This window comes from Kitasatospora aureofaciens (assembly GCF_019192735.1).
GTDB classification, from domain to species: Bacteria; Actinomycetota; Actinomycetes; order Streptomycetales; family Streptomycetaceae; genus Kitasatospora; species Kitasatospora aureofaciens_A.
On record NZ_JAHTKP010000066.1, the window covers coordinates 1 to 17,961 of the forward strand.

14 protein-coding genes are annotated in these 17,961 nt (G+C 72.5%); 7 read left to right on the plus strand and 7 right to left on the minus strand.

Going from position 1 to position 17,961, the window contains the following annotated elements; translation table 11 throughout:
* The 3 genes from KV557_RS35200 to KV557_RS35210 all read right to left on the minus strand — a co-directional run.
* The coding region (locus KV557_RS35200) for a 2-oxoglutarate dehydrogenase E1 subunit family protein (RefSeq protein WP_218205661.1) at window positions 1-291 on the minus strand (291 nt) is incomplete at its 3' end.
* A gap of 309 nt (window positions 292-600) precedes the next feature.
* Complete coding sequence (locus KV557_RS35205; protein WP_218205662.1) at window positions 601-1,731, minus strand: sensor histidine kinase; 1,131 nt, start codon at window positions 1,729-1,731, stop codon at window positions 601-603.
* A 78-nt stretch (window positions 1,732-1,809) separates the two neighbouring features.
* Window positions 1,810-2,550 carry a response regulator transcription factor gene (locus KV557_RS35210; protein WP_374106713.1) on the minus strand — a complete coding sequence of 247 codons (741 nt, stop codon included), beginning with the start codon at window positions 2,548-2,550 and terminating at the stop codon, window positions 1,810-1,812.
* Between the two features lie 640 nt (window positions 2,551-3,190).
* Here KV557_RS35210 and KV557_RS35215 point away from each other — a divergent pair.
* The 4 genes from KV557_RS35215 (at window position 3,191) to KV557_RS35230 (ending at window position 8,676) form a co-directional block, all read left to right on the plus strand.
* Complete coding sequence (locus KV557_RS35215) at window positions 3,191-3,919, plus strand: rhomboid-like protein (RefSeq protein ID WP_308130232.1); 729 nt, start codon at window positions 3,191-3,193, stop codon at window positions 3,917-3,919.
* A 133-nt stretch (window positions 3,920-4,052) separates the two neighbouring features.
* Entirely contained in the window at window positions 4,053-6,473 is a 2,421-nt protein-coding gene (gene lon / locus KV557_RS35220) for an endopeptidase La (RefSeq protein ID WP_218205664.1), read from the plus strand.
* 148 nt (window positions 6,474-6,621) lie between these two features.
* A complete protein-coding gene (locus tag KV557_RS35225; RefSeq protein WP_218205665.1) occupies window positions 6,622-7,185 on the plus strand; it encodes a GtrA family protein in 564 nt (187 codons plus the stop codon).
* 267 nt (window positions 7,186-7,452) lie between these two features.
* Window positions 7,453-8,676, plus strand: coding sequence for an ROK family transcriptional regulator (locus tag KV557_RS35230; RefSeq protein WP_218205666.1), 1,224 nt, complete (start codon window positions 7,453-7,455; stop codon window positions 8,674-8,676).
* Between the two features lie 61 nt (window positions 8,677-8,737).
* On the opposite strand, the gene KV557_RS35235 is transcribed toward KV557_RS35230, so the two are convergent.
* On the minus strand, window positions 8,738-9,775 hold the full coding sequence (locus tag KV557_RS35235) for an ABC transporter permease (protein ID WP_218205667.1): 1,038 nt from the start codon (window positions 9,773-9,775) through the stop codon (window positions 8,738-8,740).
* Window positions 9,776-9,903: 128 nt separating this feature from the next.
* Here KV557_RS35235 and KV557_RS35240 point away from each other — a divergent pair, with 128 nt between their 5' ends.
* On the plus strand, window positions 9,904-10,383 hold the full coding sequence (locus KV557_RS35240) for a MarR family winged helix-turn-helix transcriptional regulator (protein ID WP_308130230.1): 480 nt from the start codon (window positions 9,904-9,906) through the stop codon (window positions 10,381-10,383).
* A 146-nt stretch (window positions 10,384-10,529) separates the two neighbouring features.
* Complete coding sequence (locus tag KV557_RS35245; protein ID WP_256178422.1) at window positions 10,530-12,083, plus strand: MDR family MFS transporter; 1,554 nt, start codon at window positions 10,530-10,532, stop codon at window positions 12,081-12,083.
* 78 nt (window positions 12,084-12,161) lie between these two features.
* On the opposite strand, the gene KV557_RS35250 is transcribed toward KV557_RS35245, so the two are convergent.
* Complete coding sequence (locus KV557_RS35250) at window positions 12,162-12,407, minus strand: hypothetical protein (protein ID WP_218205668.1); 246 nt, start codon at window positions 12,405-12,407, stop codon at window positions 12,162-12,164.
* Window positions 12,408-12,433: 26 nt separating this feature from the next.
* A complete protein-coding gene (locus KV557_RS35255) occupies window positions 12,434-13,636 on the minus strand; it encodes an inorganic phosphate transporter (RefSeq protein ID WP_218205669.1) in 1,203 nt (400 codons plus the stop codon).
* Window positions 13,637-13,984: 348 nt separating this feature from the next.
* Here KV557_RS35255 and KV557_RS35260 point away from each other — a divergent pair, with 348 nt between their 5' ends.
* Window positions 13,985-15,550, plus strand: a complete 1,566-nt coding sequence (locus KV557_RS35260; protein WP_218205670.1) for an NlpC/P60 family protein — start codon at window positions 13,985-13,987, stop codon at window positions 15,548-15,550.
* Between the two features lie 81 nt (window positions 15,551-15,631).
* On the opposite strand, the gene KV557_RS35265 is transcribed toward KV557_RS35260, so the two are convergent.
* Window positions 15,632-17,917: an FdhF/YdeP family oxidoreductase gene (locus tag KV557_RS35265; RefSeq protein WP_218205671.1), complete on the minus strand. Its 2,286-nt coding sequence runs from the start codon at window positions 17,915-17,917 to the stop codon at window positions 15,632-15,634.
* Window positions 17,918-17,961 lie beyond the last annotated feature (44 nt).

A 17,961-nucleotide genomic window follows, 5' to 3' on the forward strand; every position in this document is an offset into this window, starting at 1 on the left:
CACCGGCCGCACCCGCGCCGGTGCGGCGGGGGCGGGCGCGGCCGGAGCAGCAGCGGCGGGCGCGGGGGCAGCGGCAGGGGTCGGCGTGGGGCCGGCCTGGGTCGCGGCCTGGGTCACTGGGGTCACCTCGGTACCGGGCTTGTAGTCGGCGAAAAAGTCCCACCAGGCTCGGTCGACCGAGTTCGGGTCCTGGAGGTACTGCTGGTAGATCTCGTCGACGAGCCACTCATTGGGGCCGAAGCCAGTGGAGCTTGCCGAGCTGTTGGGGGTTTCAGGGGACTGTGGCGACACGGCGGCAACCGCCCTCTTCCGCTTCCTTTTGGGATGTTTGGACAGCGGGGATTAAGGCTACGCCCCTGACCAGTGATCGCGCAGTCCCCGGGGCTCAGGCGTCGCCCAGATCACAGTCCTGACCTGCAGTTTGGCTGAAAATGTGCGTTAGAAAGCCGCATCTGAGGGGAAGCGATCAGGGCCGATCGGCCACGATATCCGGATGAAACCGGACAAACCCCCGGCCGAATCTTCGAACGATCTTCGTGTACGTCTGTGTCGGATCTGTGACACAAGTCCCGTTGCGAACCTCTGGACGATCCCACGAAATCACCGCTGGCCGGGCAGCCGGACCTCGATCCGGCAACCCCGCGGGGACTCCGCGACCGCGATCCGCCCGCCGTGCAGGTCCACCGCCCAGCGGGCGATGGCCAGGCCCAGTCCGGTGCCGCCGTCCGAGCCCGGGCCCTGGGCGGTCGCGGTGCCGGCCCGGCTGAAGCGTTCGAAGACCCGGCTGCGGTCGGCCGGCGGGATGCCCGGGCCCTCGTCCTCGACCTCCAGTAGGAGGCCGCCGGGCTCGCCGTCGGGGCGCGCACGGACCGTCACGGTGCCGCCGGGCGGGGAGTGCTTGCAGGCGTTGTCGACCAGGTTGGCGACCACCTGGTGGAGCCGCTCGGGGTCCGCGATGCCGGTCAGGCCAGCCGGGCTGACCTCCAGCGCCAGCCGGACGTCCCCGCGGCGGGAGAACGCCCCGCCCGCCGTCGCGCCGTCCACGGTGACCCCGCGCAGCACGCCGTCCAGGAACTCGCGCACCTCGAAGGGGCGGGCGTCCAGGTCGACCACGCCGTCGTCGATCTTGGACAGGTCGAGCAGGTGGGTGACCAGGCGGCCGAGCCGCTCGGTCTGCTCCAGCGCGGCCCCCAGGGTCGCCGGATTGGGCTGGACGACGCCGTCGACGACGTTCTCCAGCACGGCGCGCAGCGCGGCGATGGGCGTGCGCAGCTCGTGCGAGACGTTGGCGACCAGCTCGCGGCGGTGCCGGTCGGCGGCCCCCAGGTCGGCCGCCATCTGGTTGAAGGCGGCGGCCAGCTCGCCGATCTCGTCGCGCGAGTTCACCTCGACCCGGCGGCTGTAGTCGCCGGAGGCCATCGCGCGGGCGGCGGCGGTCATCTCGCGCAGGGGGGCGGTCAGCCCGTGCGCGAGGAACTGCATGAAGAGCAGCGACGCGATCATCGAGAAGATCATGATGATGCGGATCTGGGTCTCTGACTTCATCGCCACGACGACCATGCCGGTGGCGAGAAAGACGGAGACGATCACGAGCAGGGCGAGCTTGCCCTTGATCGAGCGGACCGGGTCGAGCGGCCGGATGTCGGCCCAGACCCGGCGGGCGGCGCGAGCGGCGAGGGTCTGCGACCGCGTGCCGTCGGCGTCCCCGTTGCGTTGCTGTGGAAAGGTCATTGGTCCCCTGTGATCCCCCGCGGTGTGCACGGCGGTTCGGGACACGGGCCCCCCGGAGGCCCGATGCCCGAGGCGCCGCTAGGAGAGCGGGGCCTCCAGCGCATAGCCCACGCCGTGGACGGTGCGGATCCAGCTGGCGCCGATCTTCCGGCGCAGCGCCTTGACGTGGCTGTCCACGGTGCGGGTGCCGGACGCGTCGGTCCAGTCCCACACCTCGGCCAGCAGCTGCTCGCGGGTCAGCACGGCGCGCGGCTGCGCGGCCAGGCAGGCGAGCAGGTCGAACTCGGTCGGCGTCAGGTGGACGTCGCCCGAGGCGAGCCGGACCCGGCGCTGCACGTGGTCGATCTCCAGCTCGCCGAAGCGCAGCGAGCCGAGCGCGGGCGTGCGGGCGGCCTGCTGGGCGCGCTCGACGCGGCGCAGCAGCACGTTGACCCGGGCGGCCAGTTCGCGCATGGAGAACGGTTTGGTCATGTAGTCGTCCGCGCCCACGCCGAGGCCGACCAGCAGGTCCGTCTCGTCGTCTCGCGCGGTCAGCATGAGTACCGGTACCGGGCGCTGGGCCTGGATCCGTCGGCACACTTCCAGGCCGTCGAAGCCGGGCAGCATGATGTCGAGGACCACCAGGTCCGGCTGCCAGGTGTGGAAGCCGTCGACCGCGCCGGGGCCGTCGTGGGCCACGGCGACCTTGAAGCCTTCCGCGCCCAGCCGGGCCGCGATCGACTCCGCGATCGTGGGTTCGTCCTCCACCACCAGCACTCTGCGTTGGCTGCTCACCGTGCCGCCGCTGCTGTTGGTGTTGTCCTGCTGAATTTCTGTCACGGTCACGCCACCGCCCCCAGGGCTGCGGGCCGGCCACCTGTGGGGATGGCGGGGCTCCGCTCGTAGTCTTGTTCCGTCGTGGACTGTGCCGGGTCCGCCGTCCCGTCGCGCGCGGATCGGAGGGCGGAGGTCGGCCACCCGCTTCTCCCGCGCACTTCGCAGCGTACGGACCGCGGCTGCCTCCCGGCAGGTGGACCGGTTGTTTCCGGCCCGTGGGCCGGTTGTCGGCCCGCTCTCGGACCCACTCACGAGTGGGCACGGGCCGATACCTTACCCGGCGAATTTTCACTGCGTAACGGTACGTATGCAGTCGATTTGATGCCAAGTCGCCGGTCAGAGCCGCTACTGACGGGTCAAGCGGGAGAAGGTATGGACCAATGCGGGAATCCGGCCGGGCGCCCGGTTCCTCGTTCTTCACGGGCTTTTCTCAGCTGGTTCTCAGAACCTCGACGTACCGTGATCACGACAACGCCCCGCCGGGTGGGATTTCCGGCGTGCGCCGGTACGTTGGGCACCAGGCGAGAGCCGGTGGCTGCGGGCGTGGAGCGGAGGCGGCATGGCGGGACTGCGGCGGGGTGCCGGACCGGGCGGATCGCGCCCGTTGCCGTACGCCGGGCCGCCTGCCGGGCCGCCGTTCGGGATGCTCAGGTTCGGGCTGCGCACCGGGGTGACCGAGTGGCTGCTGGCGCGCGTGCCGACGCCGCGGCGCAACCCTTTCGCGTTCGGTTATCTCGCCGTGGTGGGCGCCACCACAGCCTTTGGCAAACTTGCCAATCCGGATCTTGTCCTGCGGCTGCAGGAGGCCTCCAGTTCCGACGGTCACAATCTTTTGCACCACCCTTTGCGGGCGTTGCTGCTCAGTGGTTTCTGGGTGGCCGGCGAGGTGTGGATGCCGTACCTGTGGGGATTCGCCTTCACCGTCGCGCCGCTGGAGCGCCGGGTCGGCTCCCGGCGGGCGGCGGCCGTCTTCGCGATCGGGCACGTCACGGCCACGCTGCTGTCCCAGGCGGTGGTGATCACCGCCGTGGAGGCCGGGCGGCTGGAGTCCGCGGCGATGGACTACCTGGACATCGGCGTCAGCTACGGCGTGCTGGCCAGCCTCGGCGCGCTGGCCGGGCTGCTGTCCTGGCGCGGCCGGCTGCTGGCGCTCGGCTCCGCCGCGACACTGATCGCCGAGCAGATCGCCACCGAGAACGACCTGGTCACCGCGGTGGGCCACCCGGCAGCGGTGCTCACCGGGGTGGCGCTGTGGCGCTGGCTGCGCCGCGGCCCCGGGCGGCCGCTGCGGTCGCGCCGCGCCGAGGTGCCGGCGGCCGGTTCCGCGTCCGCGCCCTCGCCCGGGGGTGCCCCCGTGCTGGACGCCCGCTGACTCGTCCGAGTGACTTTTGACGGCCCCATCTGCGGGCTTCCCTGTTCGCTCATGGCGAACGCGAGCCGGGGAACATCCGGCGCCCGCCAGGCCTTAGTCAGGTCGACTCAAGTTCACTGACTGGGGAGAGATCATGGCATCGACGTCCACACCGCTCACCCTGCCCGTGTTGCCGCTCGACGACGAGGTCGTCCTGCCGGGCATGGTCGTCCCGCTGGACCTGAAGGACACCGAGGTGCGCGCGGCGGTCGAGGCCGCCCGCGCCGCGGCCACCGGCGCCGGCAAGCCGCAGGTCCTGCTGGTCCCGCGGGTGGACGGCTCGTACGCGGCGGCCGGCACGCTGGCCACCGTCGAGCAGGTCGGCCGGCTGGCCGACGGCCCAGACACTGTCGGCCAGCCGGCGGCGCTGGTCCGCGCCGTGCGCCGGGTCCGGATCGGCGTCGGCACCGCCGGTCCCGGCGCCGCGCTCTGGGTGGAGACCACGCCGTTCCGGGAGTCCTCGGTGGGCACCCCGGTGGCCGGCCGGGCCGCCGAGCTGGTCAAGGAGTACAAGGCCCTCTCCACCCAGTGGCTGCGCCGGCGCGGCGCCTGGCAGATCGTCGACCGGGTGGCCCAGATCGAGGGCGTCGGCGAGCTGGCCGACAACATCGGCTACGCGCCCTTCGTCACCGCCGAGCAGAAGCTCAAGGTGCTGCTGGAGGCCGACCAGGTCGCCCGCCTGGAGTACGCGCTGACGCTGCTGCGCGACCACCTCGCCGAGGAGGAGGTCAACGACACCATCCGCAAGGACGTCGAGGAGGGCGTCGCCAAGCAGCAGAAGGAGTTCCTGCTCCGCCGCCAGCTGGAGGCCGTCCGCAAGGAGCTGGCCGAGCTGAACGGCGACCCGGCCGACGAGGAGGGCGACTACCGCGCCCGGGTCGAGGCCGCCGACCTGCCGGAGAAGGTGCGGGAGGCCGCGCTCAAGGAGGTCGACAAGCTGGAGCGGGCCAGTCGAGACGGGGCCCAGTCCCCAGAGGGCTCCTGGATCCGCACCTGGCTGGACACCGTCCTGGAGCTGCCCTGGAACGAGCGCACCGAGGACACGTACGACATCGCCGGCGCCCGCGCGGTGCTGGACGCCGATCACGCCGGCCTGGCCGATGTGAAGGACCGCATCGTCGAGTACCTGGCCGTGCGCAAGCGCCGGGCGGATCAGGGGCTCGGGCTGATCGGCGGCCGGCGCGGGGGAGCGGTGCTGGCGTTGGTCGGGCCGCCCGGTGTCGGAAAGACCTCGCTCGGCGAGTCGGTGGCCCGCGCCATGGGCCGCAAGTTCGTCCGGGTCGCGCTCGGCGGCGTCCGGGACGAGGCCGAGATCCGCGGCCACCGGCGCACCTACGTCGGCGCGCTGCCGGGCCGGCTCGTGCGGGCGATCAAGGAGGCCGGCTCGATGAACCCGGTCGTCCTGCTCGACGAGATCGACAAGGTCGGCTCCGACTACCGGGGCGACCCGGCCGCCGCCCTGCTGGAGGTACTGGACCCGGCGCAGAACCACACCTTCCGGGACCACTACCTGGAGGTCGAGCTCGACCTCTCCGACGTCGTCTTCCTCGCCACCGCCAACGTGCTGGAGGCCATCCCCGAGCCGCTGCTCGACCGGATGGAGCTGGTCCGCCTGGACGGCTACACCGAGGACGAGAAGGTCGTCATCGCCCGCGACCACCTGCTCCCGCGCCAGCTGGAGAAGGCCGGTCTCGGCGGCGAGCAGGTCACCGTCGGCGAGCCGGCGCTGCGCAGGCTCGCCGGGGAGTACACCCGCGAGGCGGGCGTGCGGAACCTGGAGCGCTCGATCGCCCGGGTGCTGCGCAAGCTCGCCGCCCAGGCCGAGCTCGGCGAGCGCGAGCTGCCCGCCGCGATCGGCGCGGACGACCTGCGCGCCCTGATCGGCCGCCCGCACCACGTGCCGGAGGCCGCCCAGGAGCCGGCCGAGCGGCGCACCGCCGTCCCCGGCGTGGCCACCGGCCTCGCGGTGACCGGCGCCGGCGGCGACGTCCTCTACATCGAGGCCTCGCTCGCCGACGCCGAGACCGGCGGCACCGGGCTGACCCTGACCGGGCAGCTGGGCGACGTCATGAAGGAGTCCGCGCACATCGCGCTCTCCTTCCTGCGCTCGCGCGGCGCCGAGCTGGAGCTGCCGGCCACCTCGCTGCGCGACCGCGGCGTGCACCTGCACGTCCCGGCCGGGGCCGTCCCCAAGGACGGGCCGAGCGCGGGCATCACCATGACCACCGCGCTGGCCTCGCTGCTGTCGGGCCGCAAGGTGCGCACCGACGTGGCGATGACGGGCGAGGTGTCGCTGACCGGGCGGGTGCTGCCGATCGGCGGGGTGAAGCAGAAGCTGCTCGCCGCCGACCGGGCCGGGGTCACCACGGTGATCATCCCCAAGCGCAACGAGGCCGACCTGGACGACGTCCCGGCCGAGGTGCTGGAGCGGCTCACCGTGCACCCGGTGTCCGACGTCCGCGACGTGCTCAAGCTGGCCCTTGAGCCGGCCGATATCCTGGTCGCCGCGGCCTGACAGCGGCTCAGGGACCCGGTGGAGCAGGAGGGCTGCTCCACCGGGCCCCGCCATGTGGCACCTGCGGCACCGGGGCACGACCACCGGCGTGCTGCGGATTTGCGCCGAGTGACGGAGGGAGCGGCGCCTTGCGTGCGAGACTGCGGAGATGCCGTCCCCCACTCAGCGTGTCCTGGCCCGGGTACCGGCCCGGCTGCGTCCGTTCCTGGTGCGGCACCGCAGGCTGGTGAAGTTCCTGCTGGTCGGCGGCACCTGTTTCGCGCTGACCACGGTGATCAACTTCGAGCTGAAGTTCACCGTCCTGGAGCACAAGCCGGTGGTCGCGCTGACCATCGCGACCGTGATCGCCACCGTCGTCTCCTACGTGCTGAACCGCCGCTGGGCCTTCCGGGCCGGCGGGCGGCAACGGGAGGCGGTGCTGTTCCTCCTGGTCAGCGCAGTGGCGATCGGCGTCAACGACGTGCCGCTGGCGATCTCGCGGTACGTCCTGGACCTGCGCGAGCCGTTCGTCAGCTCCTTCACCCAGGAGATCGCGGACTTCCTCAGCGGGATGATCGTCGGCACCTTCGTCGCCATGCTGTTCCGCTTCTGGGCGATGCAGCGGTGGGTCTTCACCCGGCTCGCCGAGCCCTCCGCCACCGCGGCGCAACCGCCGCCCCAACCCGGTTACGCTGCACACGAGACGCCCGGGGAGACGCCCAGGGCGTGGTGAGCGACGTGAGCTCATCACTGAGAGGTGGGCAGCGCAATGAGCGCGCGGAGCGGGCTCATCATTGAGAGGTGCGCGTTGCGCGAAGCGCCTGCCGAGCGGAGCGAGGTGGGCGCATGAGCGCGCGGAGCGGGCTCATCATTGAGAGGTGCGCGTTGCGCGAAGCGTCTGCCGAGCGGAGCGAGGTGGGCGCATGAGCGCGCGGAGCGGGCTCATCATTGAGAGGTGCGCGTTGCGCGAAGCGCCTGCCGAGCGGAGCGAGGTGGGCGCATGAGCGCGATGCGCGAGCCGGAAGTCCGGACCGGGCCCGCCAGCCAGCAGGGGATGCGCCGGGCCAACCTGGCGCTGGTGCTCGGCGTGATCGCGCGCGCCCCGCGCTCCCGTGCCGAGGTCGCCGCCGAGACCGGGCTGACCAGGGCGGCGGTCTCCTCGCTCGCCGAGGAGCTGATCGCCGGCGGCCTGGTGGTCGAGGAGGGCCCGGCCGCACCCAGCGGCAAGGTCGGCCGGCCCGGCACCGCGCTCGGCCTCAACCCGCGCGGGCCCGGCGGCCTGGGCGCCGAGATCGGCGTCGAGCACCTCGGCGCCTGCGTGGTGGATCTGCGCGGCGAGGTCCGGGCCTGGCGCCGCCAGGAGATCCGCAACCGCGGCCGCACGCCCGCCGCCGTCATGGCCGACCTGGCCGAACTGCTGCGCGGGGCCGTTGCCGAGGCGGGCCTGCGCCCGGCCGGACTGGCGCTCGCCGTGCCCGGCCTGGTCGGCAGCACCGGCGGGGTGCTCCAGCGGGCCGCCAACCTGGGCTGGGCGGACGTGCCGCTCGCGGCCGAGCTGCGCCTCGCCCTGCGCGCGGCCGGCGCGGAGGAGCTGGCCGAGCTGCCGGTCGACGCGGACAACGAGGCCAACCTCGGCGGGCTCGCCGAACTCTGGCTGGGCGGCGGCCCGGACCACTTCCTGCACGTCTCCGCCGAGGCCGGTGTCGGCGCGGCGATCGTGGTCGGCGGACGGCTGCTGCGCGGGGCGCGCGGCTACGCGGGCGAGTTCGGCCACGTGCCGGTGCACCCGGACGGGCCGCGCTGCGCGTGCGGCGCACACGGCTGCCTGGAGCAGTACGCGGGGGAGGCGGCGGTGCTGCGCGCGGCCGGGCTGGAGGGCATCCGGGGCGACTGGGTGGCGCTGCTCGCCGAGCGCGCCGAGGCCGGGGACGCGGAGGTGCGTGAGGCGCTGGCCGGGGCCGGGGCGGCGCTGGGCATCGCGGCGTCCGGGGCGGTCAACCTGCTGGACCCGGCCGAGGTGGTGCTGGGCGGCGGCTACGCCCAGCTGGCGCCCTGGCTGCTGCCCGCCATGCGGGCCGAGCTGGCCGCCCGGGTGACCGTCCGGCCCTGGTCGGACGACCGGCTGACGGTCTCCCGGCTCGGCCGGCGCGGGCCGCTGCTGGGCGCCGCCGTCGGTGTGGTGCGCGCGATCATCGCGGATCCGGGCCGGTTGGCGGGCGCCTGAGAACGCCGGTGCCCCCGGCCGGGAAGAGGGGCTCTAGGGGCACCGCAGCTCACGTGGTGGCTCACGCCTCCTGGACGAGCTCCCGGCCGCCGGAACGCGGGCCGCGCAGGACGGCGAGGAAGGTGACCGCGACGCCGAGCACCGCCCACACCACGAGCACCAGGAGCGGCATCGCCAGGTTGGTGGAGCCGAAGTAGGCGATCGACTTGGCCGCGGCGGTACCGGCACCGTTCGGGATCCAGGAGCCGATCGCCCGCCAGAACGGTGGCATCATCGGCGCGGGGTAGACCCCGCCCGCGCTCGGGTTGCCGAGCACGACGAAGACCAGCACCGCGATGCCGATGCCGATGATGTCGAACAGGCACTGCAGCGCCATGGTGAACGCGCCGACCGTGAACACCACCAGGGCGCCCACCGCCGACAGGCTGAGGATCGAGCCGGGCAGCGCGTCCAGGACCGGACCGGCGATCAGGGTGCCGAAGACGCCGGCCGCGATCGAGTACAGCGCCAGCACGCCGAGCCGGATCACCGCGCGGTGGGTGTTGGCCGGCTTGGAGCCGGCACTGATGCCGAGGATCGAGGCGACCAGGTAGCCGCCGACGCACCAGCCGATCACCAGGTAGAAGGCGGAGAGGCCGTTGGTGTCGCCCTTGGCGAGCGGGACCACGTCCTCGACCTTGACCGTGCGGCCCTGGCTCTTCTCCAGCGCGACCGTGATCGTCTCGGCGGCCTTGGCCGCGGACGGGCCGCGGGCGCCGCCGGTCAGCAGGGTGTCCTCGGTGCCGGCCGGGTTCACGACCAGCGCCGCGTAGATCTTCCGGTCCTTGATCTGCTGGGTGGCGGTCTCCGCGTCCGGCGCGGTGACGGCCTTGACGGCGTCGTTCGGCACCGAGTCCAGCGCCTGGACCAGCTTCGGGGAGACCTGCGGCGGGGCGACCACCGCGATCGACAGGTTGTGCGGGGTCGGGTGGTGCAGCGCCCCGACGTACGAGGTGATGAAACCGAGCTGGAGCAGCAGCACGGCGATCACCAGCAGTGCCGCGCGCGGCGTGACCGCTCCCTTCAGTTCGGCGACGAAACCCTGCCCCGGGGCGGCCATCCACATCTCCTTGCGTATAGGGGGAAAGCGGATACTTTCGCTAGCGAATACTTCATACCATGAAGTAGTTGGCTTGTCGCACCTCGCGCGCCGGGTTCCGGCCACTGCGGCTGCGGGATACTGGCGCGGTGAGTGCGGAGAGTGGCGAGGAAGCCCTGCTGGCGGTGGAGCGCGAGGTCGCGCTGATGTTCCGGCGCGGGCGGGCCAGGGTCGCGGAGCTGTCCCGCCGGGTGCACCCGGAGCTGGAGGGCATGGCGTACAGCATGCTCGGCTACGTCGAGCAGGCCGGGCGCGTGCGGGTGACGGACGTGGGCGTGCACTTCGCGGTGGGCAAGGCCACCGTGAGCCGGCAGATCCGGGCGCTGGAGGAGCTGGGCCTGGTCGCCCGGGAGGCGGATCCGCTGGACCGGCGGGCCGCGTTCGTCTCGCTGACCGAGGACGGGCGGCGGCGCTTTCTGACCGCCCGGGATGTCCGGATGCAGCGGGTGCGCGAGGTGCTGGGCGGCTGGTCGCCGGAGGATGTGGTCCGCTTCGCGGAGCTGCTGCACCGGTTCAACGACGTGATCGGAGACCCCTCGGCGGAGCGCGGAGAGCCCTCGGTGGAGTGAGGAGAGCCCTCTGTGGAGTGAGGGGTGAGCCCGGCGGGGCCCGTGTGGTGCGGGGGTCGGCCGGGCTTTGCTTCGGCTTGAAGAAAGTTGCCTAAGTCAACCATTTGCCCTATGGTTGCTTAAGGCAACGAATTTTAAGGACGCAGATGACCGTGACCACCGAGGCCGCGACCGGCACGGCCGCCGCCGTCGACGACCGACCGATGACCCACCGGCAGGTGATGGAAGCGCTGTCCGGCCTGCTGCTCGGCCTGTTCGTGGCCGTGCTCTCGTCGACCGTCGTCTCCAACGCCCTGCCGCACATCCTCACCGACCTGCACGGCGGCCAGTCCGCCTACACCTGGGTGATCACCGCGGCCCTGCTCACCCTCACCGCCTCCACCCCGATCTGGGGCAAGCTCTCCGACCTCGCCAGCAAGAAGCTGCTGCTCCAGATCGCCCTGGCGATCTACATCGCCACCTCCGCCCTGGCCGGCCTCTCCCAGAACACCGGTGAGCTGATTGCCTGCCGCGCCCTGCAGGGGATCGGCGCCGGCGGTGTCGTCGCGCTGGGCCAGATCTGCCTGGCCGCGATGGTCCCGCCGCGCGAACGCGGCCGGTACAGCGGCTACTTCGGCGCGGTCTTCGCCCTGGCCACCATCGGCGGTCCGCTGATCGGCGGTGTCATCGTGGACACCTCCTGGCTCGGCTGGCGCTGGTGCTTCTACGTCGGCATCCCGTTCGCGCTGGCCGCGATCGCGGTGGTGCAGCGCACCCTCAAGCTGCCGGTGGTCAGGCGCAAGGCGAAGATCGACTACCTGGGCGCGCTGGTCATCACCGGCGCCGTCAGCCTGCTGATGATCTGGATCACCCTGGCCGGCAAGAACTACGACTGGGTGTCCTGGCAGACCACGGCCATGGTCGGCGGCGGCCTGCTGCTGGGCGCGCTCGCCGTCGTGATCGAGCGCCGCGCCGCCGAGCCGGTCATCCCGCCGGACCTGTTCCGGTACCGCACCGTCGCCCTGGCCGCGCTGGCCAGCGTGCTGGTCGGCGTCGGGATGTACGGCGCGACCACCTTCCTCAGCCAGTACTTCCAGCTGGCCCGGGACAAGTCCCCGACGATGGCCGGCCTGATGACCCTGCCGATGATCCTCGGCCTGGCGGTCTCCTCCACCGTCGCCGGCCGGCTGATCACCAAGTACGGCAAGTGGAAGGCCTACCTGGTCTCCGGTACGGCGCTGCTCGCGATCGGCTTCGGCCTGCTCGGCACTGCCCGCGCCGACACGAACTACGGGCTGCTCTCCGTCTACATGGCGATCACCGGCATCGGCCTCGGCCTGACCATGCAGAACCTGGTGCTCGCGGTGCAGAACACCGTGCCCCGCCACGAGCTGGGCGCTGCCAGCTCGGTCGTCACCTTCTTCCGCACCATGGGCGGCGCGATGGGCGTCTCCGCGCTCGGCGCGCTGATGACCAACAAGGTCGGCCACTACCTCGCGGAGAATCTGGCCGCCGCGCACGTCCCGGCCGGGCACGCGGTGGCCGGCGGCGGCATCCCGGACCTGCACAAGCTGCCCGCCCCGATCCTCCCGCTGGTGACGGACGCCTTCGGGCACGGCGTCGGCACGGTTTTCCTGTGGGCCGCGCCGTTCGCGCTGCTGGCGTTCATCACGGTGCTGTTCATCAAGGAGACCGCGCTGAAGACCAGTCAGCAGAGCTGAGCTACCACGCGGGGCATGTGAAAGGGCCGGGGAACGGTGAGATCCGTTCCCCGGCCCTTTCGCGTGCGGTGCGGGCGACTACTGCGCGGCCATCAGCACCAGCCCGTAGACGACGGCCGCGGCGCAGACGCCGAAGCAGGCGTACGCGCCGGCCAGCGCCAGCCGGCCGCCGCCGGCCGGGGCGGTCTCGCCCTCGCGGGTGGTCAGCGCGGCCTCGCGGCGGGACAGGGCCAGGATGCCGAGCGCGAAGACCGCGACCACGGCGACGGTGATGCCGAAGCTGGCGCCGGCGGTCTGGGCCAGCGCGTTCCACTTGATGTGCATGGTGAGTGCTCCTCAGCCGGCCGTGCTCAGGCCGCGACCGTGGTCGAGGCGGGGGTGGGGGCGTTCGCGGGGGCGACGGCCGGGTTCACGTCGACCGGGACCGGGGCCTCGACCGGGGTGACGTCGCTGACGTCGTTGACGTTGTCCGCGCTGACCGGCTGGCGGCGCGAGATCATCCACATCGCGCCCGAGCCGGCGACCAGGACGGCGCCGACCAGCGCCACGCCCCAGGTGCCCTGCTGGGCCACCAGCGCCGCGCCGCCGGAGACCAGGGCGGCGGCCGGCAGGGTCAGGCCCCAGGTGTAGACCATGCGGCGGACCATGCTCCAGCGCAGCTCCGGCTTCGGGCCGCCGAGGCCGGCGCCCATGATGCCGCCGGTGCAGACCTGGGTGGTGGAGAGGCCGAAGCCCATGTGCGACGAGGTGAGGATGACGGTCGAGACGGCCGACTCGGAGGCGAAGCCCTGCGGCGGCTGGATGTCCGCCAGGCCCTTGCCCATCGAGCGGATGATCCGCCAGCCGCCCATGTAGGTGCCGAGCGCGATCGCGGCACCCGCCGAGACGATCACCCAGGTGGGGGGCAGCGCGCCCTTCGGCAGGGCGCCGACCGAGACCAGGGTCAGGGTGATGATGCCCATCGTCTTCTGGGCGTCGTTGGTGCCGTGCGCGAGCGAGATCAGCGAGGACGAGAAGATCTGGCCGGTCTTGAAGCCCTTGGTGGTGGCGGCGTCGTTGCCCTTGCGGGTGATCGCGTAGGCGAGCTTGGTGGCGCCCCAGGAGGCCAGGCCGGCGACGACCGGGGAGGCGACCGCCGGGATGATGATCTTGGTGGTCACGGTGTCGAAGTTGACGCCGTTCATGCCGACGCCCACGATCGTGGCGCCGATCAGGCCACCGTAGAGCGCGTGCGAGGAGCTGGACGGCAGGCCGCGCAGCCAGGTCAGCAGGTTCCACAGGATCGCGCCGACCAGTGCGGCGAAGATGATCTCGGGGTGGATGCCGGCCTTCTCGTTGACGATGCCGCCGGAGATGGTGGTGGCGACCTTCACGGACAGGAACGCGCCCGCGAAGTTGAGGGCGGCCGCGATGGTGACCGCGACCTTCGGCCGGAGGGCTCCCGTCGCGATCGCGGTGGCGGACGCGTTGGCGGTGTCGTGGAACCCGTTGGTGAAGTCGAAGGCGAGCGCCGTGATGATCACAACGGCTACCAGGAACGAGATGTGTTCCATACCCAAACAATCGTCGTAGTTGTCGCACGGACGTTGGTGTCGAGCGTGACCGTAGGCAGGTTTGGTAAACGGAAGGTGAACTGACCCGGGAATCGTGGTTCCGATGGTGTCCTGGCGATGGCCGGAATCTTTCGGAATGGTGACCCAGGTCGCGCTGAGCTGGACATTAGCGAAGATCGCCCCGCTTCGCTCCGGTTTGCTGAGACCTGTCTCACAGGTGAACGGAGAGATGAAGGGAGAATTCATCTGCCAGTCCTGGCGCGCTCTGTTTCCGACGGGTAACCCATGGGAGGATCGGCCGGGATCCGGGGAACCCGGGGACAGGGGCTGGGCGGGGAGGACGAACCCATGGGCGGGGCTGAACGGCGCACCGAGACGGCAGAGGTACGACCCTGGGTGCGGGCCGCCCTCCGCTGCGGAGCCGTCCTCGCGGCCGCCGCGCTGGCGCTCCCGCTCGCAACCCAGGCCGCGTACGCCGCCCCCGACCCGGGAACCCCCGGCGTCACCGCGAGCCCCGGCGACGACCCGCTCGCCGCCGCCAAGGCCACCCTCGGCCCGCTGCTCGACCAGCTGCACACCCTCTACCAGAGCGCCGAGGCCGCCACCGAGCAGTACAACGGCGCGGTGGCCAAGGTCGCCGAGCAGCAGGCCGCGCTCACCGACCTCCAGGGCCGGCTCGACCGCCAGCAGAAGCAGGTCGACGCCGGCACCGACATCGCCTCCCAGCTCGCCGCCGCCCAGTACCGCAACGGCGCCGCCTCCGCCTACGCCGAACTGCTGCTCTCCAAGGACCCGTACGAGGCGGTCACGATCGCCGAACTGCTCTCCGCCGCCAGCCGCTCGCAGTCCGAGTTCCTGGACCGGCTCAAGAGCGACCGCGACGCGCTGGCCGGGCTGAAGAAGCAGACCGAGGACGCGCTCAAGACGTCGCAGACGCTCGTCGCCCAGCAGGAGGCAGCCAAGGCCAAGGTCGCCACCGACCTCGCCGCCGTCGAGCAGCTGGTCTCCTCGCTCACCGGCGCCCAGCGCGCCGACCTGGAGAAGCTGGAGAAGGCCAAGGCCGACGAGGCCCAGCTCGCCCTCCTCGCCTCCGGCGCCCTCGGTCAGGGCGAGCGCACCCCCTCGCTGGCCGGCCGCGCCGCCGTCGCGTTCGCGCTCGCCCAGCTCAACAAGCCCTACCTGTGGGGCGGATTCGGCCCGGAGTCCTACGACTGCTCCGGCCTCACCTCGCAGGCCTGGCTGCACGCCGGGAAGCCGATCCCCCGCACCAGCCAGGAGCAGTGGGCGCAGCTCCAGCACATCCCGCTGAACCAGATCCGCCCCGGCGATCTGGTCGTCTACTTCGAGGGCGCCACGCACGTCGCGATGTACATCGGCGGCGGGCTGATCGTCCAGGCGCCCCGGCCGGGTGCCGTGATCAAGGTGTCGCCGATCGGCTCGATGCCGATCCTCGGGGCCGTCCGGCCGGACCCGTCCGGCGCGGCCGACGACGCCGGCGGCGCCTGGAAGGTGCCCGACCTGCCCGCCGGTTGGGACACCGTCACCCCGATCGCCCCGACCCCGGCCGAGCAGCGGCCGCCCGTCCCGGCGCCGAGCACGCCGCCCGCCCCCGGGACGCCGTCCACGACCCCGGGCACGCCGTCGACCACGCCGGGGACGCCGACCGGGACCGGGACCGGGACCGGCACGCCGTCCGGGACGGGCTCGCCGACCGGGACGCCGTCGGGGACGGGCACGCCGACGCCGTCCGGCACGGGCACGCCCACGGGGACGCCGACCGGTACGCCCACGCCCACCGGCACGGGCACGCCGACCACGACCGGGACGCCCACGCCGACCGGCACCGCCACCACCAGCACCTCGACGCCGGGCAGCGCCACGGCGACGCTGCCGCTCGGCGGCCTGCTGCACTGACTCCGCACTCACTCCGTCACGACGAGGCCGCCCGACGTCAGGTGACGTCGGGCGGCCTCGTTGGTGCAGGGGGCCCGGGAGTTACTCCGCTGCGCCGCTGTCGGCCTCGAAGCGGATGACGACGGCCTTCGACGTCGGCGTGTTGCTGATGTCGGCGGTGGAGTCCAGCGGGACCAGGACGTTCGTCTCGGGGTAGTAGGCCGCCGCGCCGCCGCGGGCGACGGGGTAGTGGACCACGCGGAAGTGCGGGGCGCGGCGTTCGGCGCCGTCCTTCCACTCGCTCACCAGGTCGATGTACGCGCCCTCGGTCAGGCCCAGTTCGGCGGCGTCGTCGGGGTTGACCAGGACCACCCGGCGGCCGCCCTTGATGCCGCGGTAGCGGTCGTCGAGGCCGTAGATCGTGGTGTTGTACTGGTCGTGCGAGCGCAGCGTCTGCAGCAGCAGGCGGCCCGGCGGGACCTCGGGGGCGGTCAGCGGGTTGACGGTGAAGTTGGCCTTGCCCGTCGCGGTGGGGAAGGTGCGGGAGTCGCGCGGGCCGTGCGGGAGGGTGAAGCCGCCGGGGCGGCGCACCTTGTCGTTGTAGCCGTCGAAGCCCGGGACGACCCGGGCGATCCGGTCCCGCAGGGTGTCGTACTCGGTGGCGAAGTCCTCCCACGGGACGGTGTCCTCCGGGCCGAGGGTGGTGCGGGCCAGCCGGCAGATGATCGCGACCTCGGAGAGCAGGCCGGGCGCGGGCGGGCGCAGGCCGCCGCGGGAGGAGTGGACCTGGCCCATCGAGTCCTCGACGCTGACGAACTGGGCGCCGTGCGCGGTGACGTCCCGGTCGGTACGGCCGAGGGTGGGCAGGATCAGCGCCCGGGCGCCGGTGACCACGTGCGAGCGGTTGAGCTTCGTGGAGACGTGCACGGTAAGCCTGCAGCGGCGCATCGCGGCCTCGGTGACCTCGGTGTCCGGCGTGGCCGCGACGAAGTTGCCGCCCATCGCGAAGAACACCTTGACCTTGCCGTCCCGCATCGCGCGGATGGTGTCCACCGAGTCGAGGCCGTGCTCGCGCGGCGGCTCGAAGCCGAACTCCTTGCCCAGCGCGTCCAGGAAGGCCTTGGCGGGCCGTTCGAAGATGCCCATCGTCCGGTCGCCCTGGACGTTGCTGTGCCCGCGCACCGGGCAGACCCCGGCGCCGGGGCGGCCGACGTTGCCGCGCAGCAGCAGGAAGTTGACCACCTCGCGGATGGTGGGGACGGCGTGCTTGTGCTGGGTGAGGCCCATCGCCCAGCAGACGATGATCTTCTTGGACGCCAGCACCAGGCGGCCCAGCTCCTCGATCTGCTCCCACGGCAGGCCGGTCGCGGCGAGCACCTCGTCGCGGTCGGTCTTCCGGACCTGGGCCTCGAACTCCTCGAAGCCGTGGCAGTGTTCGGCGATGAACGCGTGGTCGACGCCGTCCTGCTCCAGGACGATCCGGTTCAGCGCGCGGAAGAGCGCGAGGTCGCCGCCGAGGCGGATCTGCAGGAACAGGTCGGTCAGCTTCGTGCCGTGGCCGACCAGGCCGCGGGCGTGCTGCGGGTTCTTGAACCGCTCCAGGCCCGCCTCCGGCAGCGGGTTGACGCTCACCACGGTGGCACCGGCCCGCTTGGCGCGCTCCAGGGCGGAGAGCATCCGGGGGTGGTTGGTGCCCGGGTTCTGGCCGGCCACGATGATCAGGTCGGCCTGGTAGAGGTCCTTGAGGCTGACGCTGCCCTTGCCGACGCCGAGCGTCTCGGTGAGCGCCGAACCGGACGACTCGTGGCACATGTTCGAGCAGTCCGGCAGGTTGTTGGTGCCGAGGCGGCGGGCGAACAGCTGGTACGCGAAGGCGGCCTCGTTGCTGGTCCGGCCGGAGGTGTAGAAGGCGGCGCCGTCCGGGGTGTCCAGGGCCCGCAGCTCCTCGGCGATCAGCGCGAAGGCGTCGTCCCAGGAGACCGGCGTGTAGTGGGTGGCGCCCTCGTCGAGCAGCATCGGCTGGGTGAGGCGGCCCTGCTGGCCGAGCCAGTAGCCGGAGCGCTCGGCGAGCTCGGCGACCGGGTGGGCGGCGAAGAACTCGGCGCGGATCCGGCGCTCGGTGGCCTCCTCGGCGACGGCCTTGGCGCCGTTCTCGCAGAACTCCGCGGTGTGCGTCTTGTCCGGCTCCGGCCAGGCGCAGCCGGGACAGTCGAAGCCGTTCGGCTGGTTCACCTTGAGCAGGGTGGCCAGCGTCCGGCGCGGGCCCATCTGCTCGGCGGCCATCCGCAGGCTGTGGCCGACCGCGGGCAGCCCGGCGGCCGCGTGCTGGGGCGCGGACACCTCGGGGGCGTCCTGCACCGGGTCGCTCTGCGGGGCCTGCTTGGCCATGACTGCGCTCCTCGGCTCTGCTCGTCCGAACCGCCGCACCGTCG

Coding starts and splice junctions, on each gene's coding strand:
- KV557_RS35205 (WP_218205662.1), bottom strand. CDS start 1,731: ATGACCTTTCCACAGCAACGCAACGGGGACGCCGACGGCACGCGGTCG.
- KV557_RS35215 (WP_308130232.1), top strand. CDS start 3,191: ATGCTCAGGTTCGGGCTGCGCACCGGGGTGACCGAGTGGCTGCTGGCG.
- lon (WP_218205664.1), top strand. CDS start 4,053: ATGGCATCGACGTCCACACCGCTCACCCTGCCCGTGTTGCCGCTCGAC.
- KV557_RS35225 (WP_218205665.1), top strand. CDS start 6,622: ATGCCGTCCCCCACTCAGCGTGTCCTGGCCCGGGTACCGGCCCGGCTG.
- KV557_RS35230 (WP_218205666.1), top strand. CDS start 7,453: ATGAGCGCGATGCGCGAGCCGGAAGTCCGGACCGGGCCCGCCAGCCAG.
- KV557_RS35235 (WP_218205667.1), bottom strand. CDS start 9,775: ATGGCCGCCCCGGGGCAGGGTTTCGTCGCCGAACTGAAGGGAGCGGTC.
- KV557_RS35245 (WP_256178422.1), top strand. CDS start 10,530: ATGACCGTGACCACCGAGGCCGCGACCGGCACGGCCGCCGCCGTCGAC.
- KV557_RS35250 (WP_218205668.1), bottom strand. CDS start 12,407: ATGCACATCAAGTGGAACGCGCTGGCCCAGACCGCCGGCGCCAGCTTC.
- KV557_RS35255 (WP_218205669.1), bottom strand. CDS start 13,636: ATGGAACACATCTCGTTCCTGGTAGCCGTTGTGATCATCACGGCGCTC.
- KV557_RS35260 (WP_218205670.1), top strand. CDS start 13,985: ATGGGCGGGGCTGAACGGCGCACCGAGACGGCAGAGGTACGACCCTGG.
- KV557_RS35265 (WP_218205671.1), bottom strand. CDS start 17,917: ATGGCCAAGCAGGCCCCGCAGAGCGACCCGGTGCAGGACGCCCCCGAG.